Below are 20,790 nucleotides of genomic sequence, written 5' to 3'. Positions count from 1 at the left end.
CTGGTATCGGCGCATGAAGACTCTGCGGATTCTGGCGGCAACGGCCGCGGTCATCGGCCTCGCCGCCTGCAATTCCGGCCCGAAGACGCCGCCGCCCTCGTCATCCGGCAAGAGCGCTTCGCTGCGTTCGATGGAACAGGTGGCGATCGCTGCGCACAAATGCTGGTTCGCCAGCAAGGATCCGGCCTTCAAGAAGTACCAGATGGCCAATGAGCTGAACAATTTCGGCGGCACGCCGCGGTTCCTGCTCGTGCCGGCCAAGCAGTATGGCGCGCGCCCGCTGCTGGTCGTGCAGGCACAGGGCAATTCCAGCCAGGTCCAGGTGTTCGGCCCGCTGATGAGCGAAGCGCTCGGCAGCCGGATCACATCTGACATCAATCGCTGGCGCAGCGGCGACGCGTCCTGCGGCTCGGCCGCCTGACGGACCGACAAATCGTCAATTACCCGCCTCTCGTGCCCGCCTCGGGGCAAAAGAGGTGGAGGCACCAGGGGCGCGCCTCCACCTGAACCGAACCGTCAGTGGGTCGTGACGGCCCGTGACCATGGGAGTGGGCCGCATCGGCCCGAAAGCCGAACCCGGCTTTCGAAAAGTCCGATGCGAAAACGCAAGGATCGAGAGCGCCCACTTATGCGTCCTCACGGACGCACGGCGCTCTAGTCGTAGAAGGGGCGTAGCCCTTCGCGATAGGCGTCGCAGCGCGAAATTCCGATATCGGCGAGCTGGTCGTCGGTCAGCTCCAGCAGCGCCAGCCTGGTGCGCCGGCGCTCCATGCAAAACGCCAGCCAGCGCACGAAGCCGCGTATACCGCTGCGCTTCCCGTGCGGAGATGCAGCCGTGGCAACTCCGCCAATTGCATCGATTGTACTCATTTTTGCTGTCCACATTGTGTCTATTTGTGACGATCAATGCTATGAATTGACTCAACGACGATAGCAATTTAGGAATTGTCACCATGACAATTTGGCTTCCCGACCTCTCCTCCGGCTCCGGCCCGCTCTATCTCAGGCTGGCCGAGCGGATCGAGCACGATATCGACAACGGCATACTCGCTTCCGGTGCCAAGCTGCCGCCGCAGCGCGACTTGGCCTACGACATCGGAGTGACCATCGGTACTGTCGGTCGCGCCTACGCGCTGCTGCGCGAACGCGGGCTGGTCAGCGGCGAGGTCGGCCGCGGTACCTATGTGCTGGAGCGCAACGGCATCCAGCCCTCCATCATCGAGCCCCCGCCCCTGCCCCATGAGGGATCGCGGCCAGTCGAGGCGCCGGCGGGCAAGCTGCATTTCGACAGCACGGCTGCGCCCAATGTCGGGCAGAACAGTACAATCGAGACAATCACCTCGGCGATCTGCCGCGACTTTCCCGACGACGTCGCGAGCTATGCCCGGAACTTCCCCGAGCACTGGTTCAGGGCCGGCAGCGCCTGGCTGGGCCGCAATGGCTTTGCTCCTTCGCCCGACACGATCGTGCCGACGCTCGGCGCGCATGCGGCGATCGTCTCGATCATCGCGGCGGTGACGCAGCCGGGCGACTTCATCGTGTTCGAGCACCTGACCTATACGCAAGTGGCGCGCAGCGCCGGACTGGTCGGGCGCCGCATGGCGCTTGTCCGGTCGGACGCACACGGCATCGACCCCGCTGATTTCGAGGCCGTCTGCGCACAGAAGCATCCGAAGGTCGCCTTCCTGATGCCGACAGTGCAGAACCCGACCGGCGCGACCATGCCGGCCGAGCGTCGCGCCGCGATCGCCGACGTCGCGCGCAGGTACAATGTGCTGCTGATCGAGGACGATCTGTATGGCGCCCTGACCGATGATCGCACGCCGCTGCTGGCGGAATTTGCACCCGAGCGGGTCTTCGTCGTCGGCGGTCTGTCGAAATCTGTCGCCGCCGGCGTACGAGGCGGCTGGTTGTCCTGCCCGGCGCATTTCCGGCACAGTATCCGCGTCGCCCACAAGATGGTCACCGGCGGCATGCCGTACCTTCTGGCGGAACTGTGCGCGCAACTGGTGCTGTCAGGCGAAGCCGCCGCCATTCGCGCCCGCTCCATCGCCGAGATCAATGCGCGCCTCGACATCGTGCGCAAGACGCTCGACGGCAGCGACTTCAACATCGCCGCCAACATCCCCTTCGTCTGGCTGGCCCTGCCGGAGCCTTGGAATTCAGGGACATTCAAGAATGCCGCCTATGGCCAGGGCGTGCTGGTCGACGACGAGGACGAGTTCAAGGCCGGCCGCTCCGACCAGGTTTTCCACCGCGTCCGGATCGGCATTTCGGCACCGCGCACGCGCAGCGAGGTCGAGGGCGGGCTGATCAAGCTGCGCCGCCTGCTCGACGAGGGTGACGCCGGCTACGACAGCTTCGGCTGAAACCCTGAGATCTCGGGCGGATGGCCGTTTCCGTGCCTTAAAGGGTGACTTTCTGGCCATTGGCGGTATATCCCGGCGCAATCATGCGCTATGGAGCCACCAACGCACCCCAACGGATTCTGCGATCTACGATGACCATTCAGAATGACGTGAAGATCACCGGCGAACTCATCGCCGCGCACGGGCTCAAGCCGGACGAATACCAGCGCATCCTCGACCTTGTCGGGCGCGAGCCGAGCTTTACCGAACTCGGCATCTTCTCGGCGATGTGGAACGAGCACTGCTCCTACAAGTCGTCGAAGAAGTGGCTGCGCACGCTGCCGACCAAGGGTGACGTCGTCATCCAGGGCCCCGGCGAAAACGCCGGCGTCGTCGACATCGGCGACGGCGACTGCGTGGTCTTCAAGATGGAGAGCCACAACCACCCCTCCTACATAGAGCCCTATCAGGGGGCTGCGACCGGTGTCGGCGGCATCCTGCGCGACGTCTTCACTATGGGCGCCCGCCCGGTTGCCTCGATGAACGCCCTGCGCTTCGGTGCGCCCGACCACCCCAAGACCCGCCACCTGGTCTCGGGCGTAGTTGCCGGCGTCGGCGGTTATGGCAACGCCTTCGGCGTGCCGACCGTCGGCGGCGAAGTCAATTTCGATGCCCGCTACAATGGCAACATCCTGGTCAACGCCTTTGCCGCTGGCCTCGCCAGGACCGACGGCATATTCCTGTCGCAGGCCAAGGGTGTCGGCCTGCCGGTCGTCTATCTCGGCGCCAAGACCGGCCGTGACGGCGTCGGTGGTGCGACCATGGCCTCGGCCGAGTTTGACGACAAGATCGACGAGAAGCGCCCGACCGTGCAGGTCGGCGATCCATTCACCGAAAAATGCCTGCTCGAGGCCTGCCTCGAGCTGATGGCTTCAGGCGCCGTCATCGCCATCCAGGACATGGGTGCCGCCGGCCTGACCTGCTCGGCCGTCGAGATGGGCGCCAAGGGTGACCTCGGCATCGAGCTCGACCTCGACAAGGTTCCGGTGCGCGAAGAGCGCATGAGCGCCTACGAGATGATGCTGTCGGAAAGCCAGGAGCGCATGCTCATGGTGCTGCGTCCCGAGAAGGAGAAGGAAGCCGAGGCGATTTTCGTCAAGTGGGGCCTCGATTTCGCCATCGTCGGCAAGACCACTGACGATTTGCGTTTCCGCGTCATCCACCAGGGCGTCGAAGTCGCCAATTTGCCGATCAAGGAGCTCGGTGACGAGGCGCCCGAATATGATCGCCCGTGGGTCGAGCCGGCCAAGCGCGCGCCGCTGGCTGACGACGACATACCACAAGCCGATGTCGCTGACGCACTGCTCAAGATGCTCGGCGGTCCAGATCTTTCGTCGCGCCGCTGGGTCTACGAGCAATATGACACGATGATCCAGGGCAACACGCTGCAGCGCCCCGGCGGCGACGCAGGCGTGGTGCGTGTCGAGGGCCACGCCACGAAGGCGCTGGCGTTCTCGTCAGACGTGACGCCGCGCTATTGCGAGGCCGACCCCTATGAGGGCGGCAAGCAGGCGGTCGCCGAATGCTGGCGCAACCTGACCGCGACCGGCGCCGTGCCGCTCGCCGCTACCGACAACCTCAATTTCGGCAATCCCGAACGCCCCGAGATCATGGGCCAGTTCGTGCGCGCAGTGACCGGCATCGGCGATGCCTGCCGCGCGCTCGGCTTCCCGATCGTCTCCGGCAATGTCTCGCTCTACAACGAGACCAACGGCCAGGGCATCCTGCCCACACCGACCATCGGCGGCGTCGGCCTGATCGACGACTGGTCGAAGATGGCCAAGGCCTGCTTCGCTCGGGAAGGCGAAGTGATCCTGCTGGTCGGCGGCCCGGCCCAATGGGGCAGCCACCTGGCACAGTCGATCTACATGCGCGACCTGCACGGCCGCACCGACGGCCCGCCGCCGTCGGTCGACCTCGAACATGAGAAGAAGGTCGGCGACTTCGTGCGCAAGCTGATCCGCGGCGGCATGGCCACTGCCGTGCATGATCTGTCGGACGGCGGCCTTGCCGTAGCCCTTGCCGAAATGGCGATGGCGTCCGGCATCGGGGCGACTGTTCCGGGCCTCAGCGGCACCAACCCGATCCCGGTGTTCTTCGGCGAGGACCAGGGCCGTTACCTGGTCACCGTCAAGCTTGACCCGCAGTCGGCCGAGATGCAGGAATTGTGGAACGAAGCCAAGGCGCTCGGCATCCACGCGCCGTGGATCGGAACGACCGGCGGCAAGGAACTGAAGCTGGGCGAGGCACGGGCGGTGAGCGTCGACGAGTTGACCTCGGCTCACGAATCCTGGTTCCCTCGCTTCATGGACAACTGAGCGGGAACGACAACATGGCAATGGACGCACACGACATCGAGCGGATGATCAAGGACGGCATTCCGGATGCCCGGGTGACCATCCGCGATCTCGCCGGCGATGGCGACCACTACGCCGCCGAGGTCGTCTCGGAAAGCTTCCGCGGCAAGACCCGCGTGCAGCAGCACCAGATGGTCTACGACGCGCTGAAGGGCAATATGGGCGGCGTGCTGCACGCACTCGCCCTACAGACCAGCATTCCCGAATAAGGGTCTGCGCTCCCATGACGCGGCGCCCGGATGACAATCACGTAGGGCGCCGCGCCTACTCGACTTTTGCCGAGCGCTACGACGCGGCAGCCCCCACCAAGCCCCACAACGCACTGTACGAGCGGCCGGCGTCGCTGGCCCTGCTCGGCGATGTCGCCGGACTCGACGTGGTCGATGCCGGCTGCGGCTCCGGCATCTGCTCGGAAAAGCTGGCGCGCGGCGGCGCCCGGGTCCGCGGCTTCGACATCACGCCCGAAATGCTGGAACTGGCGCGCAAGCGCTGCGCCGGTCTCGACGTCGCGTTCCACCAAGGCGATCTGGCCAGGCCCCTGGATTGGCTGGCGAGCGGCAGCACCGACGCGATCCTGTGTTCGCTGGCGCTCGACTATGTCGAAGACCTCAAGCCTGTCTTCGCCGAGTTTCATCGCATTACGCGCAGCGGAGGCCGGCTGGTGTTCTCGATGGGCCACCCGATGCGTGACTGGGCCGATCCCCGCGCACGCCGCGATGCCAACTACGTCACGACCAACCGCTGGGGCCTGCATTGGGCCGGCTTTGGCGAGCCCAGGCCTTACGTCGCATCCTACCGTCGCCCGCTGCAGGACATTTTGAACGGCCTGAGCGATGCCGGCTGGCGTCTCGACCGTTTTGTCGAACCGCTGCCGGTGGCCGAGATGGCCGCCGTCGACCCCGAACACTTTGCCGAGCTCAGCCATTCGCCTGGGTTCATCTGCGTGCGGGCGATCAAGTAGGCCAGAAGGCCGAGGCCCTCGACATCGATCGCCCGATCTTTTATCCGGGACATTCCACAGAACAGGGGTGCGCGCTGATGTCATTGATCAACGACCTGGTCCAAGGCGTCGTCGACGGCGTGCTGAAGGACATTCTGAAGAAGCCGTCGAGCACCTCGAAGCGCGCCCGCCGCCGCAAGCGGACGACGTCGACGAGTTCGGCCACGCTGCGCCAGATCGAGAAGCTTTTGAGGCCAGCCAAGAAGCAGACCAGCCGCAAGCGCACGGTCCGCTCGCGCTCGAAGGCACGCCGCAGCAGCTGACTGACGCCGCAACGCAGGTGCTGCACGGCAAAAAGGTCACATTTCCGGATTTCGGGTCGACCCGACGCTTGGAATGCTCGACTGTTGCAACCACATAGTGGCAGATGCTAGCAGTCTAACGAACATTGCCGGTCCGCCGGCCAGATCTGAGGTTTAGGTGCGCCATGAGCGGAATCAACGAATACATCGATAGCGAAGTGAAGAGCCAGGATGTCGTGGTTTTCATGAAGGGCACGCCCGGCTTCCCGCAGTGCGGCTTTTCCGGCCAGGTCGTCCAGATCCTCGACTACCTCGGGGTCGACTACAAGGGCGTCAACGTCCTGACCTCGAACGAGCTTCGCCAGGGCATCAAGGACTATTCCAACTGGCCGACCATCCCCCAGCTCTACGTCAAGGGTGAGTTCGTCGGCGGTTGCGACATCATCCGCGAGATGTTCCAGGCCGGCGAACTGCAGTCGTTCCTGGAAGAGAAGGGCGTGAGCGTCAAGGGCGCCGCCTGACCTAAGAATTACCGGCTCCGGCCTGTTCCGGGGTCCCGTTTGTGGCAAATGCGCCGGCTTGCCCGGCGCATTTCCGTTTGAATTGGATTCCGAATGGAACAGAAAGTCGCTCCCAGCGTCCGTCAGGACGCATTCCCGATTCCGCGTTGGGAATTCATCGCGCTGGCCGCCGCATTGATGGCCGTCAACGCGCTTGCCGTCGACATCATGCTGCCGGCGCTGCAGCAGATCGGTGCTGCCCTCAACGTCGAGAGCGAGAACCACCGGCAATATGTGATTACCGCCTATTTCGCCGGCCTCGCACTGGCGCTGCTGGCCTATGGCCCGATCTCCGACCAGTTCGGCCGGCGCAAGCCGCTGCTGTTCGGCCTCGGTATCTATGTGCTTGCGGCCTTCGCGGCGGCATTCGCGCCAAGCTTCGAAACGCTGCTTTTGCTGCGCTTCGTCCAGGGCATAGGTGCTGCGTCGACGCGCGTCATTGCGGTGTCGGTGGTGCGCGATCGCTTCGGCGGGCGGCAGATGGCCGAGATCATGTCGCTGATCTTCATGGTGTTCATGGTCGTGCCGGTGGTGGCGCCCGCCATGGGGCAGATCGTCATGCTGTTTTCGGAATGGCACATGATTTTCATCGTCATGGCGGTGTCGGCGCTGGCGATCACGCTGTGGGCGGCGATCCGCCTGCCTGAGACGATGCATCCCGAGGACCGGCGGCCGCTGTCGGTGATGTCGATCGCCCGGGGCTTCCGCACCGTGCTCACCACGCGCATGTCGCTGTGGTACACGCTGGCCTCGATGACCATCTTCGGCGCGCTGTTCGGCTTCATCAACTCGGCGCAGCAGGTCTATGTCGGCCTCTACGGGCTCGGCGTGTGGTTCCCGGCGGTGTTTGCGGCCATTGCCGGCATGATGTCGGTGTCGTCGTTCCTCAACTCGCGTCTCGTCGTCAAATTCGGCATGCGCAAGCTGTCGCACGGCGCCCTGATCGGCTTCCTGCTGGTGAGTGCGATCTGGCTCGTCTGGTCGCTGACCGGGCCGGTGCCGTTTCCAGCCTTCATCGTGCTGTTTGCTCTGGCGATGTTCCAGTTCGGCTGGATCGGCTCCAACTTCAACTCGATCTCGATGGAGCCGCTCGGCCATATCGCCGGCACGGCATCCTCGGTGCAGGGTTTCATGCAGACCCTGGGCGGTGGCATGATCGGTGCGGCCATTGGCCAATCCTTCGATGGCACGACGGTGCCGCTGGCGATCGGTTTCTGCAGCGTCGCCTCGATTGGCCTGGTGATGGTGCTGATTGCCGAGAAGGGCAAGCTGTTCCGCGGCCAGCACGATCCGAAGCCGGCAGTTGCCGAGGTCCACTGACAGCGTCGACGACCTGAAATAGAAACAGCCCGAAAACCTCAAGGTTTTCGGGCTGTTCGTTTTGGTGACCCTGTCGACCTCAGCCAGCCATCAGGCTGGTGAAATCGAACAGCTTGCGATCGAGCAGATGCGACGGACGGGTGTTGGACAGCGCCCGCAGCATGGTGTCCTTGCGGCCCGGCATGCGCTTTTCGATATCGTCCAGCATCGCCTTCATGGCGTTGCGCTGCAGGCCTTCCTGGCTGCCGCAGAGGTCGCAGGGGATGATCGGAAACTTCATGCCCTCGGCGAATTTGGCCATGTCGGCCTCGGCGCAGAAGGCCAGAGGCCTCAGAACCATGACGTCGCCCTCGTCATTGAGCAGCTTGGGCGGCATGGCGGCGAGGCGTCCGCCATGGAACAGATTCATGAAGAAGGTCTCGAGAATGTCCTCGCGATGGTGGCCGAGCACCAGCGAGGAACAGCCCTCCTCACGCGCGATGCGGTAGAGGTGCCCTCGCCTGAGCCGCGAGCACAGTGAACAATAGGTGCTGCCCTCCGGCAGTTTCTCGGTAACGACCGAATAGGTGTCGCGATATTCGATGCGATGGGCGATGCCATTGGCATTGAGATAATCGGGCAGCACGTTCTTGGGGAAGTTGGGCTGGCCCTGGTCGAGATTGCAGGCGAGCAGATCGACCGACAGCAGGCCGCGCCATTTGAGATCCATCAGGACCGCGAGCAGGCCATAGGAATCCTTGCCGCCCGACAGCGCCACCAGCCAGCGCTCGCCTGACCTGGCCATGGCATAGTCTTCGATCGCCTGGCGCGTCTGGCGCAGCAGTCGCTTGCGCAGCTTGTTGAACTCGACCGAGGACGGGGCATCGCGATAGAGCGGGAATGCACCCTCCGCAGGCTCGGCCAGCGCGTCCTGTTCGTGAATGCCCATCGGTCTGGTCCTTCAATCCACGGCGCGCATACGGGACAGCGCTGCCGCCAGCGGTATTCCGCAAATTCAGGCGGCGCGCAAGACATGCGCCCCAAACGAAAAGAGCGGCCGTTGCCGGCCGCCCTTTGAAATTCGGTGCTATCCCGGCGCATCGCCAAGATGCGCCCAAGGCAGCGAGATTGAACGCGGCGCGAAGCACCGCGCTCTGGGGATTAGCGCGAATAGAATTCGACGACGAGGTTCGGTTCCATCTGGACTGCGTACGGAACGTCCGACAGGCCGGGAACGCGAGCGAAGGTCGCGACCATCTTGTTGTGATCGACTTCGATGTAGTCAGGAACGTCACGCTCGGCGAGACCAACCGACTCGAGAACGATGACCAGCTGCTTCGACTTCTCGCGGACTTCGATCACGTCGCCAGCTTTGCAGCGGTAGGACGAGATGTTGGTGCGCTTGCCGTTGACGTTGACGTGGCCGTGGTTGACGAACTGACGGGCAGCGAAAATGGTCGGCACGAACTTGGCGCGGTAGACGACCGCATCCAGACGCGACTCGAGCAGGCCGATCAGGTTCTCGGAGGTGTCGCCCTTGCGGCGGTTTGCCTCTTCATAGGTCTTGCGGAACTGCTTTTCCGAAACGTCGCCGTAGTGACCCTTCAGCTTCTGCTTGGCGCGCAGCTGCAGACCGAAGTCCGAGAGCTTGCCCTTGCGGCGCTGGCCGTGCTGGCCGGGGCCGTATTCACGCTTGTTGACCGGGGACTTCGGACGGCCCCAGATGTTCTCGCCAAGACGGCGATCGATTTTGTACTTAGCGGATTCGCGCTTGCTCATCGCATTTCCCTTCAAAACGTTGCACCCGGAACTTCACGTTCCAGGCGAGGAAAACGCGCCCTCCTCTGGCCCCCGTTTTCGGAGCCTGACAGGATCTTCCACGCACGCATTGCGGAAAAGGTCCACGGGACACGTCAAATGAAACACCGGGCGTTTCGGCCCGGCGTTGGCGGCTAACTAGGCGAAACCGGCTGCAATGTCAACGCTTCCAAGGCAGCCGGCTCACTTCGCATCATGGAAGATGATGCCGAGCGTGAAGCGCTCGCCAGAGCGGATGCGGCTGACGCCGTGGCGCATCTTTACCCGATAGTCGCCGCGCGAACCAGCCTTGGGCCGGTCGTTGACGGCAAACAGCGCGCCATGACCGATGCCGAGCGGAACCACCTCGGCGCGCGACTGCATGCGCGGACGCTGCTCGGTCATGACGATTTCGCCGCCTGCGAATTCGGATTGCGGGTCGGAGAGCAGAATCACCAGCTGGACCGGAAACAGGTGCTCGCCATAGACGTCCTGGTGCAGGCAGTTGTAGTCGCCGGCACCGTATTTCAGGAGAAGCGGTGTCGGCCTGGTCTGGCCGTCGGCGTGGCATTCGGCAAGGAAAGCGTCGAGTTCGCAGGGATAACGCCTTGCGAGCCCCATGCGCTCGTTCCAGCCATTGGCGAAGGGCGCAAGGTGCTCATAGAAGCCGTGGCGCAGGCCCGAGATCACTTCAGGAAGCGGGTTGGCGAAGTATTTGTACTCCCCCGCCCCAAAACCATGACGCTGCATGACGATGCGGCTGCGGAATAGCGCGTCGCGATCATAGAGCGCGCGCAAGGCCTGGCAGGTCTCGTTGTCGAGCAGCGGACCGGTCGGCGCGACACCAAACTCGTCGAGTTCACTGAGGATTCGCGTCCAGTCCAGGCGCGAAACGATAGGGTTTGGCTTCATGGCGGCGCTCCGTTGTTGTTGGAGGCCGACGCTATGCGCCCAATCCGGGCGCCGCATTCCGATTCCTGCGCGGCTCAGGTATCGAGATCGAACGCCTCCCGCGCCTGGCGCATGTTGTCACGATTGCTTGCGGCCCAGCCGCCGAGCGACGCGATCGGCACGGCAAGCGACTGGCCGAGCTCGGTCAGCCCGTATTCCACCTCTGGCGGGGTTGTCGGCCGCACCGTCCGGGTGACCAGCCCGTCACGCTCCAGCGAACGCAGGGTGACCGTCAGCATGCGCTGCGAGATGCCTTCGATCGCGCGCTTGAGCGCGTTGAAGCGCACCGGCTGCTCCTGGAGATTGATGATGACGAGGATGCTCCAGGTGTCGCCGACACGGTCGAGCACCTCGCGGATCGGGCATGTGCTGCGGCCATCGGTTTCGAAGCCGGGGGTGGTGTGAAGCAGCGGCACCGCGGTTGTGGGTTTTGTCGGGGCGTTCATGTGGTTCCTCTGACGTAACCTGGGCACGAAATCATGCGTTCTTTTCGCCCTCTTCGGTTCGATCTATATAGTTATCGTTGGTAACCTGATTACAAATCATACCTGCATTCGCCTGAAATGGCAAAGCAGGCGAACAAGGAGAAGATCATGAAACTCGCTCTCATCGGCGCATCCGGCTTCGTCGGCAACGCGGTGCTCAAGGAAGCCGCTTCGCGTGACCACGAGGTCACGGCCATCGTGCGCACCCCGTCCAAGGTCGCCGCCCTCGACGGCGTCACCGCTGTCAAAGCCGACGTCAACGACATCGACGCGCTGAAGGCCGCGATCTCGGGCAGCGACGTCGTCGTCTCCGCCTTCAATGGCGGCTGGGGCGATCCGGAGATCTATGCCAAGCATCTCGCCGGCTCGAAGGCGATCGTCGCAGCCGCAAAGGCCGCCGGCAAGCGCGTCATCGTCGTCGGTGGCGCTGGCAGCCTCGAAATCGACGGCAAACAGCTGGTCGACGGCCCGCACTTCCCCGAAGCCTACAAGGACGGTGCACGCGCCGCGCGCGACGCCCTTGCGGCCCTGCGCGGCGAGACCGGTCTGGAATGGTCTTTCCTGTCGCCGGCAATCATGATGGCCCCGGGCGCACGCACCGCAAAATTCCGCACAGGTGGCGACCAGCCGGTGTTCGATGCCAATGGCGAAAGCCACATCTCGGTGGAAGACCTGGCCGTCGCCATCGTCAACGAGGCCGAAACGCCTGAGCATACGGGCAAGCGCTTCACCGTCGGCTACTGATCGGCTCGCCGAGGCTCAGTGCCCGACGGGTTTGCCGGACCTCAGTGCTTTGTCCTGTGCTCCGGCAAACCCTTGTGGCTGGTCTCGGCGAACTCCTCGAGTTCCTTTTCGGTCATCGATTCGTACATTTCCTTCGATGCGCCGACGAGTTCGCTCTTCTTGATCTCGCCGCGCTTGGCGGCGAGGGCTGCTCCAGCGGCTTTCTGCTGGGCTTTGGACACGGCTGGCATGGCGTTTCTCCTTACCTCTGGGGCCTTTGGACCTCTGGGCCTTTGGACCTCTCGGCTTTGGGAAACGCCTGCCGGACCGTCATGTTCCTTCGACTGTCAGTCCAAAACCCTGCATCAGCCGGCGCGTGGCAAAATCGGTGCGCTTCGAGGTGAAGACGGCGATGTCGCGGCCGGCGTCGTCGCGCCACTCGCGCGAACCGTCGAGCAAGGACAGCGCGCGGCGCGCGATCGCCTCGGCCGGATCGATCCAGTCGACCGGCCAGGGCGCTGTCTTGCGCATGCGGTTGACCAGGAAAGGATAATGCGTGCAGGCAAGCACGACGATGTCGGTGCGGCGGCCGTCCTGCTCGACGAAGCACGGGGCGATTTCCTCGGCTACCGCCTGTTCATCGACGAAACCCTCGCGCATGTAGGTCTCGGCCAAGGCTGCCAGCCTGTGGCTGCCGACGAGGCGGACATGGCACTTCGACGCCCATTGGGTAATGAGGTCGCGCGTGTACTGGCGCTTCACCGTGCCCGGCGTGGCCAGCACCGAAACCAGGCCAGAACAGGTGCGCTCGGCCGCCGGCTTGATGGCCGGCACTGTGCCGACGAATGGGTGGTCGGGAAAACGCTCGCGGATCGCCTCGATGACCAGCGTCGAGGCGGTATTGCAGGGAATGACCGACAGCTCGGGCTTGAAGCGCTCGAGCAATTCGTCGAACAGGCCAAGGATGCGCTGCTTGAGCGCCGGCTCCTCCCAGTTGCCATAAGGAAATGCCGCATCATCGGCGACATAGACAAAGCGGCGGTCGGGCATCAGCACACGCGCCTCGCGCAGCACGGTCAGCCCGCCAATGCCGGAATCGAACATCAGGATCGGGCGGTCAGTCATTGTCGAGCCCTCTGCCGCCGACCGGCGGCGTGTCGTCCTCGTCGCTGCCGGCGCCACCCGAATGGGCGGCGAGGTCAACCCTGGCCTTGCGTTCGGGATAACCCTTGCCGCGCGGCTCCTTGGGCGAGAAATAGTCGAGCGAGGCAACGACGCCGCGCAGCACCTTGAGCTCGGGGGAGAAGAAGCCGGCCCGGGTCAGCACCGAGCGCAGATTGTCGACCATCTTCGGCTTCTTGGTCGCCGGGCGGAAATAGCCGCGCGCCTCGAGGGCGGATTCGAGGTGATTGAACAGGCCGTGCAGCTCGTCCTTGGTCGCCGGCTTCATTTCCGGGCCAGAGAAATTGGTCTGGGTCTCGTCTTCCAGACCTGATTTCATCCACTCATAGGACATCAACAGCACCGCCTGGGCGATGTTGAGCGAGGCAAATCTGGGATCGACCGGGAAGGTGACGATCTCGTCGGCCAGGCTCACTTCCTCGTTGTAGAGACCGAAACGCTCGCGCCCGAACAGTATGCCGGTACGAAGACCTGACGCGGCGCGGCCGCGCAGCATGCGGCCGGCCTCGACGGGACCGCGCACTTCCTTGAAGCCGTCACGCTCGCGCGCGGTGGTGGCGAAGACGAAGTTGAGGTCGGCAACCGCCGATGCGAGGTCGGGGAAGACCACGACGGCGTCGATGACGTGATCGGCGTTGCTGGCAGCGGAGCGCGCCTTCTCGTTCGGCCAGCCGTCGCGTGGATTGACCAGGCGCAGTTCGCCGAGGCTGAAATTGGCCATGGCGCGCGCCACCATGCCGATGTTCTCGCCGAGCTGCGGCTCGACGAGGATGATCACGGGGGCCGCTGTTGGCATGGGGTTTTCTGACATTGTTGCGATTGAACCGAGAATTGCGCCTTTTGCGCGTCCCTGACATATTCGCGCGCGAAAATGAAGTTCCGGTAAGGGCGAGCCATGGCGGACGATCTCGCGGAACAGATCCGGGCCTTAGTCGGCGACGATCCCAATGTCGGCGAAATCCGTATGTTCGGCGGCACCTGCTTCACGCTCAACGGCAACATGATGGTCGGCACGCTGAAGGACGGCGCCTTGCTGGTGCGCGTCGGTGAGGAACAGGAGCCCGCAGCTCTCGCCTTGCCGGGCGCCAGGCGAATGGACTTCACCGGCCGCGAGATGAAAGGCTTCATCATGGTGGCGCCTGATAAGCTGGACGACCGGGCGATCGAGAACTGGATCGCCATGGCGTCGCGCTTCGTCGGGCCGATGCCGCCGAAGACGGGATCAGCAAGGCGGAAATGACCTGCGGCACCAGCGACGGCCAACGTCGCAGCCAGGCATTTCATACAATGTCAGCAGACAGGCCGAAGGTCGCAATCGCAATCATTTGCGCCGCCCGATTCGCTTTGGTATAGGGGCCGCACTCCCAATCGTGAACCCTCCGGGACCGGCTGGTTCCAGGCAAAAAGAGGCAATTTCCTATGGCGAAGATCAAGGTGGCCAAGCCCGTCGTCGAACTCGACGGCGACGAGATGACCCGCATCATCTGGCAGTTCATCAAGGACAAGCTGATCCACCCCTATCTCGACATCGACCTCGAATATTACGACCTCGGCATCGAACACCGCGACGCCACCAACGACCAGGTGACCATCGACGCTGCCAACGCCATCAACAAGCACGGCGTCGGCGTGAAGTGCGCCACCATCACGCCTGACGAGCAGCGCGTCGAGGAGTTCAAGCTCAAGAAGATGTGGAAGTCGCCCAACGGCACGATCCGCAACATCCTCGGCGGCACGATCTTCCGCGAGCCGATCATCATGAAGAACGTGCCGCGCCTGGTTCCGGGCTGGACCAAGCCGATCATCGTCGGCCGTCATGCCTTCGGCGACCAGTACAAGGCAACCGACTTCAAGTTCCCGGGCAAGGGCAAGCTGTCGATCAAATTCGTCGGCGACGACGGCCAGGTGATCGAGCACGACGTGTTCGACGCCCCGGGCGCCGGCGTGGCGATGGCCATGTACAACCTCGACGAGTCGATCCGCGAATTCGCCCGCGCCTCGCTGAACTACGGCCTGCTGCGCAACTATCCGGTCTATCTGTCGACCAAGAACACCATTCTCAAGGCCTATGACGGCCGCTTCAAGGACATCTTCCAGGAGGTCTACGAGAAGGAATTCGAGACCGAGTTCAAGGCGCGCAAGCTCTGGTACGAACACCGCCTCATCGACGACATGGTGGCTTCGAGCCTGAAGTGGTCGGGCGGTTATGTCTGGGCGTGCAAGAACTATGACGGCGACGTGCAATCCGACACCGTGGCCCAGGGCTTCGGCTCGCTCGGCCTGATGACTTCGGTGCTGATGACCCCGGATGGCAAGACGGTGGAAGCTGAAGCTGCCCACGGCACCGTCACCCGCCACTACCGTCAGCACCAGAAGGGCGAGGAAACCTCGACCAACTCGATCGCCTCGATCTTCGCCTGGACCCGTGGCCTCGCCCACCGCGCCAAGCTCGACGACAACGCCGATCTGAAGCGTTTCTCCGAGACGCTGGAACGCGTCTGCATCCAGACGGTTGAAAGCGGCTTCATGACCAAAGACCTGTCGCTGCTGATTGGCCCCGACCAGCCCTGGCTGTCGACCACCGGTTTCCTCGACAAGATCGACGAGAACCTCCAGAAGGCGATGGGCTGATCTGCAACACGACAGGCCGAACCCAGTGCATGCCGTTCATGTGACGTTTGCGACCGCGAACTATTCGCAGGCCAGCAAATTGCTAGCAAAGACGGCATGCCGGTTCGGCCTTGATACCGTTGTCTACACACCGGACCATCCGGTGCTGCGCGATTTGGCGCAACGTTACCCGGCCATAATGAGCGCACGACGCGGTGCGGGCTATTGGCTCTGGAAGCCATTTGTCATCATGGATGTACTGAACAGCGTGCCGGATGGCACGCTGGTTCTCTACACCGACATCGCCATGACATTCATCGCCGACCCCGCGCCGCTCATCGCGCTGGCTGAAAAACACCCTGTTTGTCTCTTCCAGATGGGCAGCGCGATGCTGCAGTCGACATGGACAAAGCGCGATTGCTTTGTCGAGCTGAACGCCGACACCGATGATTTCTGGTCGCTGCCGCAACTCGTAGGCGGCATTCAGCTTTACCGGGCTGGGCCGGAAGCAAGGCAGTTTGTGTCACGCCTGTCCGAAGCCATGACAAGCGAGGCATGTCTCACTGATGCCCCGAACATACACGGGCTTCCGAACCTGCCTGGCTTCGTCGACCATCGACATGACCAGTCGGTGCTGACGATCCTTGCGAAGAGACACAACGCAGCGCTGTTTCCCGATCCGTCGCAGTTTGGTCCATGGCAGAACGAGCCAGGCGAACAGCCATTCGGCGAGACAGTCTTTCTCCATCGCCGGCGGAACCTGCCACTCCACAAGTGGGTGATCCGGCGGCTTCGCCGTCAATATACCGGTGGCCGCGAGTTTATCTGACGACCGCCGGATTTCCCTGCGCCCCCAACTCAGGCCAACGGCAGGTGGATGTCGGTCAGGAGCTCTGATGGCGCCACGTCGCGCGGGTTGTTGAGGTATTCCTCGAACATCAGCGCGTCGCGCAGTTGGCGACCCGATTTCGGCAACCATTCGGCATAGAGCCATTTGTAGGCCATGTGCATCTCGGCATACGGCCCCTTGTGGCGCAGCACGGCGTATTCGCCGCCCTGGATGGCGCGGCGCTCGAGCGGTGCGGCGGCAGGTGCCGACGCATCGGCGCTGACGCAGGCGACCGAGCGCAGTCTGTCCTCGGCAACGAGATCGGGGTCGTCGAGATAGATACCGATCATGCGCATGTCGGGCCGCGCCTGGCCGCGGGCGTAGAGCGTGCCGAACAGCTGCTCGAAGGCCTTGCCGATCTGCATGTAGGAGCCCTGATGGGGAACGCCGACGAGGCTGGTGTCGGATATGGTACGGATCTGAACGTCGAACATGTTGGAAGCCTTTCCTCTGTGGGTTTCAAAGAGCCTGTGGCTTCCCTCCCTCCGGTAGCGCGCCGGCGGCATGCCGTAGACGGCCTTGAAGATGCGGTTGAACGACTGGACGTTGGGATAGCCGGACCGTTTCGCAATCTCCAGGACAGTCAGATCCGTCCCCACGATGTCGCCGGCGGCGCGGTGCAGCCTGAGGCGCTTGACCGTGGCGGCAGCCGTTTCACCGTAGATGGCGCGGTAGATCCTGTGCCAGTGGTAGCTCGACATGCAGGCGATGTCGGCCAGGCAGTCCATATCCAGCTCCTCGTCGAGATGCGCGTGGATGTGAGCCGAGACCCTTCTCAGGCGGGTTTCGTAGACTGCCCATGCCGTTTCACCGTTCATGCCAAACCCTTTGCAAATCGATCGGCCGGACAGAAACATAGCCCGATTTGACAAATCCTGCTGAGTTCAAACCGGAGGTCCCGCACGCCTGCCGCATGACAATCCCCCAGGCCAGTGGGATAGCGGATGAGGACTGGAAGCGATACAGCTTGAGATTGCAGGCAAACAGCGTTCAGGGGCCAAGCCGATGCTGCATCACGTCGAAATCTATGTGTCGAACCTGGAGAGATCGCATGCCTTCTGGACGTCTCTTCTCGCGCAGATCGGCTATGAGGAAACCGGGCGCTGGAACGATGGCTTCACGCTCGCCCACGGCAACCATGCCTATCTGACCTTCGTGCAGGTGGCCGAGAAACACGCCCATCGGCCCTATCACCGGTCAGGCGTTGGCCTCAATCATCTGGCCTTTCGCGTGGAAGACAGGACGACCGTCGATAGGCTCAGGCAGGTCTGCCGGGACAACGGCATTCCCTGCCTCTATGACGAGCGTTATCCCTTCGCCAATGGCGGCAGCGACTATTACGCACTGTTCATAGAGGACCCCGACCGGATCAAGGTCGAATTTGTCGCTGCTTTTGAAGACTGATCCGCCGGCCAGCGACCTGGACGTCGAGACGGCCAAATGAAAAGGGCGGGTGCCGAAGCTCCCGCCCTGTCGATTCCTAAGCCTGATCCAGGATCAGCCGGCCATTGCCTGGGCGACAGCCTCGACAGCCTCGTCGGCCTTGGTGGCGTCGGGGCCACCGGCCTGGGCCATGTCCGGACGGCCGCCGCCGCCCTTGCCGCCAAGGGCTGCGGATGCGACGCGAACCAGGTCGACGGCACTGAGGCGGTCGACGAGATCGGCCGTGACAGCCACGACAGCGCTGGCCTTGCCATCTTCCGACACGCCGATCAGCGTCACCACGCCCGAACCGAGGCCGGCCTTGCTTTCGTCGGCCAAGCCCTTGAGGTCCTTGGGGTCGACGCCTGACACAACTTTGCCGAGATACTTCACGCCAGATATCTCGCGCACCGCATCGGCGGAACCGCCCTGCCCGCCACCCATGGCGAGCCGCTTGCGCGCTTCGGTCAGCTCGCGTTCAAGCTTCTTGCGTTCATCGACCAGGGCTTCGACACGCGACAGCACGTCGGCGGGCGACACCTTCAGTGCTGCTGCGACCGTCTTCAGGCGGCGGTCCTGCTCGTCGAGGTGACGACGCGCCGCCTCGCCGGTCAGCGCCTCGATGCGACGCACGCCGGCAGCGACGGCGCTGTCGGAGACGATGCGCACCAGGCCGATGTCGCCGGTGGAGCGGACATGGGTGCCGCCGCACAGCTCGACCGAATAGGGACGGTTGGCCTTGGCACCATGCAGGCCGGTGCCCATCGAGACGACCCGAACCTCGTCGCCATATTTTTCGCCGAACAGCGCCATCGCGCCCTCGGCAATGGCATCGTCGACGCTCATCAGGCGCGTGGTGACGGGGCTGTTCTGGACCACGATCTCGTTCGACATGCGCTCGACTTCCTCGAGCTCCTCGGCCGAGATCGGCTTGTTGTGCGAGATGTCGAAGCGCAGGCGCTCAGGCGCAACCAGCGAGCCCTTCTGCGCGACATGAGTGCCGAGCACCTCGCGCAGCGCCTCGTGGATCAAGTGGGTTGCCGAGTGGTTCGACCGCAAACGCGTCCGCCTGTTGTGGTCGACCTTGAGCTCGACGGCAGCGCCCGTCTTGAGCTTGCCCTTGGTGACCTTGCCGTAATGAACGAACAGGCCGTCGGCCTTCTTCTGGGTGTCGGTCACCTCGACGGCGAAGCCTTCGCCTGAAATGGTGCCGGTGTCGCCCATCTGGCCGCCCGACTCGCCGTAGAACGGCGTCTGGTTGACGACGATGGCGACGATGTCGCCCTCGTTCACGGCATCGACAACGGCGCCGTCCTTGAGCAGCGACAGGATCACGCCTTCGGCCTGCTCGGTCTCATAGCCGAGGAATTCGGTGGCGCCGGTCTTTTCGCGGACGGAGAACCAGACGACCTCGGTCGCAGCCTCGCCGGAGCCCGCCCAGTTGGCGCGCGCCTCGGCCTTCTGCCGCTCCATCGCATCGGTGAAGCCGGCGAGATCCACCGAAATGCTGCGCTGGCGCAATGCGTCCTGCGTCAGGTCGAGCGGGAAGCCGTAGGTGTCGTAAAGCTTGAAGGCGGTTTCGCCGTCGAGCATGTCGCCCGAGCCCAGCGTCTCGGTGGCGTCCGCCAGCAGGCCCAGGCCGCGGGCGAGCGTCTTGCGGAAGCGGGTCTCTTCGAGCTTGAGCGTCTCGGTGATGAGTGCTTCGCCACGGACGAGCTCGGGATAGGCCTGCCCCATCTCGCGGATGAGTGCGGGCACCAGTTTCCACATCATCGGCTCCTGCGCGCCGAGAAGCTGCGCATGACGCATGGCGCGGCGCATGATGCGGCGCAGCACATAGCCACGGCCCTCATTCGAGGGCAGCACGCCATCGGCGACGAGGAAGCAGGACGAACGCAGGTGATCGGCCATGACGCGGTAGGAGGCGACATTGCTGTCATCCGGGCCACGGCCGATCGCCGAGGACGCGGCATCGATCAAGGTGCGGAACAGGTCTGTCTCGAACACGGTCTCGACGCCCTGCAGGATCGAGGCCATGCGCTCGAGGCCCATGCCGGTGTCGATGGACGGGCGCGGCAGCGAGATGCGCTCTTCCTTCGTCACCTGCTCATATTGCATGAAGACGAGGTTCCAGAATTCGAGGAAGCGGTCGCCATCCTCCTCGGGGCTGCCGGGAGGGCCGCCCCAGATGTGCTCGCCGCGGTCGATGAAGATTTCCGAGCACGGGCCGCACGGGCCGGTATCGCCCATCGCCCAGAAATTGTCCGAGGTGGCGATGCGAATGATGCGGTCGTCGGTGAAGCCGGCGATCTTCTTCCAGTGGTCGGCCGCCTCGTCGTCGGTGTGATAGACGGTGACGAGCAGCTTGTCCTTCTTGAGCCCGTACTCCTTGGTGATCAGGTTCCAGGCAAGCTCGATCGCCTGCTCCTTGAAATAGTCGCCAAAGGAGAAGTTGCCGAGCATCTCGAAGAAGGTGAGATGGCGCGCGGTGTAGCCGACATTGTCGAGGTCGTTGTGCTTGCCGCCGGCGCGCACGCTCTTCTGCGCGGTTGCGGCGCGCGAATAGGAGCGCGTCTCGAGCCCGGTGAAGACATTCTTGAACTGCACCATGCCGGCATTGGTGAACATCAAGGTCGGGTCATTGCGCGGGACGAGCGGACTGGAGGCTACGACCTCGTGTCCGTTCTTCTTGAAGTAGTCGAGAAATGTCGACCTGATCTCGTTCACGCCACTCATATTGCCGCCTTTGATCGCCGCCCTGAACAGATGCACCCCGCCCTTTGCAGGCGGAAATTGGAACTGGCCTTTTAGCCGCCCACCTTAACCCTGTCCAGAAACACCGGACCGGCAATAGCCCGCAATTCC

At 63.5% G+C, this 20,790-nt stretch carries 23 protein-coding genes; 13 read left to right on the top strand and 10 right to left on the bottom strand.

Annotated features, from left to right (window positions below; all coding sequences use genetic code 11):
- The first annotated feature begins 13 nt into the window (after positions 1–13).
- Positions 14–421 (top strand): hypothetical protein, encoded by a 408-nt coding sequence (locus Amn_RS12935; RefSeq protein ID WP_067962612.1) that lies wholly within the window; start codon positions 14–16, stop codon positions 419–421.
- Positions 422–654: 233 nt separating this feature from the next.
- Here Amn_RS12935 and Amn_RS12930 read toward each other — a convergent pair whose 3' ends face one another.
- Complete coding sequence (locus Amn_RS12930) at positions 655–870, bottom strand: DUF1127 domain-containing protein (protein ID WP_067962615.1); 216 nt, start codon at positions 868–870, stop codon at positions 655–657.
- A gap of 83 nt (positions 871–953) precedes the next feature.
- Between Amn_RS12930 and Amn_RS12925 the strand changes: the two genes are divergently transcribed.
- The 7 genes from Amn_RS12925 to Amn_RS12895 all read left to right on the top strand — a co-directional run bounded on the left by Amn_RS12925 (position 954) and on the right by Amn_RS12895 (position 7,887).
- Positions 954–2,369, top strand: coding sequence for an aminotransferase-like domain-containing protein (locus Amn_RS12925; protein WP_286297537.1), 1,416 nt, complete (start codon positions 954–956; stop codon positions 2,367–2,369).
- Between the two features lie 131 nt (positions 2,370–2,500).
- Positions 2,501–4,726, top strand: coding sequence for a phosphoribosylformylglycinamidine synthase subunit PurL (gene purL, locus Amn_RS12920; RefSeq protein ID WP_154386082.1), 2,226 nt, complete (start codon positions 2,501–2,503; stop codon positions 4,724–4,726).
- Between the two features lie 14 nt (positions 4,727–4,740).
- Positions 4,741–4,974 carry a BolA family protein gene (locus Amn_RS12915; RefSeq protein ID WP_067962623.1) on the top strand — a complete coding sequence of 78 codons (234 nt, stop codon included), beginning with the start codon at positions 4,741–4,743 and terminating at the stop codon, positions 4,972–4,974.
- A gap of 14 nt (positions 4,975–4,988) precedes the next feature.
- Positions 4,989–5,726: a class I SAM-dependent DNA methyltransferase gene (locus tag Amn_RS12910; protein ID WP_286297534.1), complete on the top strand. Its 738-nt coding sequence runs from the start codon at positions 4,989–4,991 to the stop codon at positions 5,724–5,726.
- A 77-nt stretch (positions 5,727–5,803) separates the two neighbouring features.
- Positions 5,804–6,028 (top strand): hypothetical protein, encoded by a 225-nt coding sequence (locus Amn_RS12905; RefSeq protein WP_067962630.1) that lies wholly within the window; start codon positions 5,804–5,806, stop codon positions 6,026–6,028.
- 164 nt (positions 6,029–6,192) lie between these two features.
- Positions 6,193–6,528 carry a Grx4 family monothiol glutaredoxin gene (gene grxD / locus Amn_RS12900; protein WP_067962632.1) on the top strand — a complete coding sequence of 112 codons (336 nt, stop codon included), beginning with the start codon at positions 6,193–6,195 and terminating at the stop codon, positions 6,526–6,528.
- Positions 6,529–6,621: 93 nt separating this feature from the next.
- Positions 6,622–7,887, top strand: coding sequence for a multidrug effflux MFS transporter (locus Amn_RS12895; RefSeq protein WP_154386083.1), 1,266 nt, complete (start codon positions 6,622–6,624; stop codon positions 7,885–7,887).
- 79 nt (positions 7,888–7,966) lie between these two features.
- Here Amn_RS12895 and ttcA read toward each other — a convergent pair whose 3' ends face one another.
- From ttcA to Amn_RS12875, 4 genes are all read right to left on the bottom strand, one after another.
- Positions 7,967–8,815 (bottom strand): tRNA 2-thiocytidine(32) synthetase TtcA, encoded by an 849-nt coding sequence (gene ttcA / locus Amn_RS12890; RefSeq protein ID WP_154386084.1) that lies wholly within the window; start codon positions 8,813–8,815, stop codon positions 7,967–7,969.
- 212 nt (positions 8,816–9,027) lie between these two features.
- Entirely contained in the window at positions 9,028–9,645 is a 618-nt protein-coding gene (gene rpsD / locus Amn_RS12885; protein WP_067962637.1) for a 30S ribosomal protein S4, read from the bottom strand.
- Positions 9,646–9,867: 222 nt separating this feature from the next.
- Positions 9,868–10,575: a 2OG-Fe(II) oxygenase gene (locus Amn_RS12880; protein ID WP_154385521.1), complete on the bottom strand. Its 708-nt coding sequence runs from the start codon at positions 10,573–10,575 to the stop codon at positions 9,868–9,870.
- 74 nt (positions 10,576–10,649) lie between these two features.
- Complete coding sequence (locus Amn_RS12875; RefSeq protein WP_154385522.1) at positions 10,650–11,060, bottom strand: winged helix-turn-helix transcriptional regulator; 411 nt, start codon at positions 11,058–11,060, stop codon at positions 10,650–10,652.
- Between the two features lie 147 nt (positions 11,061–11,207).
- On the opposite strand from Amn_RS12875, the gene Amn_RS12870 reads away from it, so the two are divergent.
- On the top strand, positions 11,208–11,843 hold the full coding sequence (locus Amn_RS12870; protein ID WP_154385523.1) for an NAD(P)-dependent oxidoreductase: 636 nt from the start codon (positions 11,208–11,210) through the stop codon (positions 11,841–11,843).
- Positions 11,844–11,884: 41 nt separating this feature from the next.
- Here Amn_RS12870 and Amn_RS12865 read toward each other — a convergent pair whose 3' ends face one another.
- The 3 genes from Amn_RS12865 to Amn_RS12855 all read right to left on the bottom strand — a co-directional run bounded on the left by Amn_RS12865 (position 11,885) and on the right by Amn_RS12855 (position 13,800).
- Positions 11,885–12,073 (bottom strand): DUF3008 family protein, encoded by a 189-nt coding sequence (locus Amn_RS12865; protein ID WP_067962645.1) that lies wholly within the window; start codon positions 12,071–12,073, stop codon positions 11,885–11,887.
- Between the two features lie 79 nt (positions 12,074–12,152).
- The gene (gene murI / locus Amn_RS12860; RefSeq protein WP_067962648.1) at positions 12,153–12,947 is read right to left on the bottom strand and encodes a glutamate racemase; all 795 of its coding nucleotides are present in this window, start codon (positions 12,945–12,947) and stop codon (positions 12,153–12,155) included.
- A complete protein-coding gene (locus Amn_RS12855; RefSeq protein WP_246340630.1) occupies positions 12,940–13,800 on the bottom strand; it encodes an RNA methyltransferase in 861 nt (286 codons plus the stop codon). Before Amn_RS12855 ends, murI begins: the two co-directional genes overlap by 8 nt.
- A gap of 99 nt (positions 13,801–13,899) precedes the next feature.
- On the opposite strand from Amn_RS12855, the gene Amn_RS12850 reads away from it, so the two are divergent.
- The 3 genes from Amn_RS12850 (at position 13,900) to Amn_RS12840 (ending at position 16,443) form a co-directional block, all read left to right on the top strand.
- Complete coding sequence (locus Amn_RS12850) at positions 13,900–14,244, top strand: TfoX/Sxy family protein (protein WP_286297522.1); 345 nt, start codon at positions 13,900–13,902, stop codon at positions 14,242–14,244.
- A gap of 179 nt (positions 14,245–14,423) precedes the next feature.
- Positions 14,424–15,635, top strand: coding sequence for an NADP-dependent isocitrate dehydrogenase (locus Amn_RS12845; protein WP_192316852.1), 1,212 nt, complete (start codon positions 14,424–14,426; stop codon positions 15,633–15,635).
- 25 nt (positions 15,636–15,660) lie between these two features.
- Complete coding sequence (locus Amn_RS12840) at positions 15,661–16,443, top strand: hypothetical protein (RefSeq protein WP_286297514.1); 783 nt, start codon at positions 15,661–15,663, stop codon at positions 16,441–16,443.
- Between the two features lie 29 nt (positions 16,444–16,472).
- Here the strand turns inward: Amn_RS12840 and Amn_RS12835 are convergent, their stop codons facing one another.
- A complete protein-coding gene (locus Amn_RS12835) occupies positions 16,473–17,321 on the bottom strand; it encodes an AraC family transcriptional regulator (RefSeq protein WP_286297512.1) in 849 nt (282 codons plus the stop codon).
- Positions 17,322–17,508: 187 nt separating this feature from the next.
- Between Amn_RS12835 and Amn_RS12830 the strand changes: the two genes are divergently transcribed.
- On the top strand, positions 17,509–17,907 hold the full coding sequence (locus Amn_RS12830; RefSeq protein ID WP_286297511.1) for a VOC family protein: 399 nt from the start codon (positions 17,509–17,511) through the stop codon (positions 17,905–17,907).
- 93 nt (positions 17,908–18,000) lie between these two features.
- Here the strand turns inward: Amn_RS12830 and alaS are convergent, their stop codons facing one another.
- Complete coding sequence (gene alaS / locus Amn_RS12825; RefSeq protein ID WP_286297509.1) at positions 18,001–20,661, bottom strand: alanine--tRNA ligase; 2,661 nt, start codon at positions 20,659–20,661, stop codon at positions 18,001–18,003.
- Positions 20,662–20,790 lie beyond the last annotated feature (129 nt).

This window comes from Aminobacter sp. Y103A (assembly GCF_030294925.1).
Classification (GTDB): domain Bacteria; phylum Pseudomonadota; class Alphaproteobacteria; order Rhizobiales; family Rhizobiaceae; genus Aminobacter; species Aminobacter ciceronei.
The sequence above is the reverse complement of the archived record's forward strand: the minus strand, read 5'-3'. Positions and strand labels throughout refer to the sequence as shown.

Coding starts and splice junctions, on each gene's coding strand:
- Amn_RS12925 (WP_286297537.1), top strand. CDS start 954: ATGACAATTTGGCTTCCCGACCTCTCCTCCGGCTCCGGCCCGCTCTAT.
- Amn_RS12835 (WP_286297512.1), bottom strand. CDS start 17,321: ATGAACGGTGAAACGGCATGGGCAGTCTACGAAACCCGCCTGAGAAGG.
- murI (WP_067962648.1), bottom strand. CDS start 12,947: ATGACTGACCGCCCGATCCTGATGTTCGATTCCGGCATTGGCGGGCTG.
- Amn_RS12850 (WP_286297522.1), top strand. CDS start 13,900: ATGGCGGACGATCTCGCGGAACAGATCCGGGCCTTAGTCGGCGACGAT.
- Amn_RS12910 (WP_286297534.1), top strand. CDS start 4,989: ATGACGCGGCGCCCGGATGACAATCACGTAGGGCGCCGCGCCTACTCG.
- grxD (WP_067962632.1), top strand. CDS start 6,193: ATGAGCGGAATCAACGAATACATCGATAGCGAAGTGAAGAGCCAGGAT.
- Amn_RS12875 (WP_154385522.1), bottom strand. CDS start 11,060: ATGAACGCCCCGACAAAACCCACAACCGCGGTGCCGCTGCTTCACACC.
- Amn_RS12930 (WP_067962615.1), bottom strand. CDS start 870: ATGAGTACAATCGATGCAATTGGCGGAGTTGCCACGGCTGCATCTCCG.
- Amn_RS12895 (WP_154386083.1), top strand. CDS start 6,622: ATGGAACAGAAAGTCGCTCCCAGCGTCCGTCAGGACGCATTCCCGATT.
- Amn_RS12865 (WP_067962645.1), bottom strand. CDS start 12,073: ATGCCAGCCGTGTCCAAAGCCCAGCAGAAAGCCGCTGGAGCAGCCCTC.
- Amn_RS12935 (WP_067962612.1), top strand. CDS start 14: ATGAAGACTCTGCGGATTCTGGCGGCAACGGCCGCGGTCATCGGCCTC.
- rpsD (WP_067962637.1), bottom strand. CDS start 9,645: ATGAGCAAGCGCGAATCCGCTAAGTACAAAATCGATCGCCGTCTTGGC.
- ttcA (WP_154386084.1), bottom strand. CDS start 8,815: ATGGGCATTCACGAACAGGACGCGCTGGCCGAGCCTGCGGAGGGTGCA.
- Amn_RS12915 (WP_067962623.1), top strand. CDS start 4,741: ATGGCAATGGACGCACACGACATCGAGCGGATGATCAAGGACGGCATT.
- Amn_RS12845 (WP_192316852.1), top strand. CDS start 14,424: ATGGCGAAGATCAAGGTGGCCAAGCCCGTCGTCGAACTCGACGGCGAC.
- Amn_RS12905 (WP_067962630.1), top strand. CDS start 5,804: ATGTCATTGATCAACGACCTGGTCCAAGGCGTCGTCGACGGCGTGCTG.
- Amn_RS12830 (WP_286297511.1), top strand. CDS start 17,509: ATGCTGCATCACGTCGAAATCTATGTGTCGAACCTGGAGAGATCGCAT.
- purL (WP_154386082.1), top strand. CDS start 2,501: ATGACCATTCAGAATGACGTGAAGATCACCGGCGAACTCATCGCCGCG.
- Amn_RS12870 (WP_154385523.1), top strand. CDS start 11,208: ATGAAACTCGCTCTCATCGGCGCATCCGGCTTCGTCGGCAACGCGGTG.
- Amn_RS12880 (WP_154385521.1), bottom strand. CDS start 10,575: ATGAAGCCAAACCCTATCGTTTCGCGCCTGGACTGGACGCGAATCCTC.
- Amn_RS12855 (WP_246340630.1), bottom strand. CDS start 13,800: ATGCCAACAGCGGCCCCCGTGATCATCCTCGTCGAGCCGCAGCTCGGC.
- alaS (WP_286297509.1), bottom strand. CDS start 20,661: ATGAGTGGCGTGAACGAGATCAGGTCGACATTTCTCGACTACTTCAAG.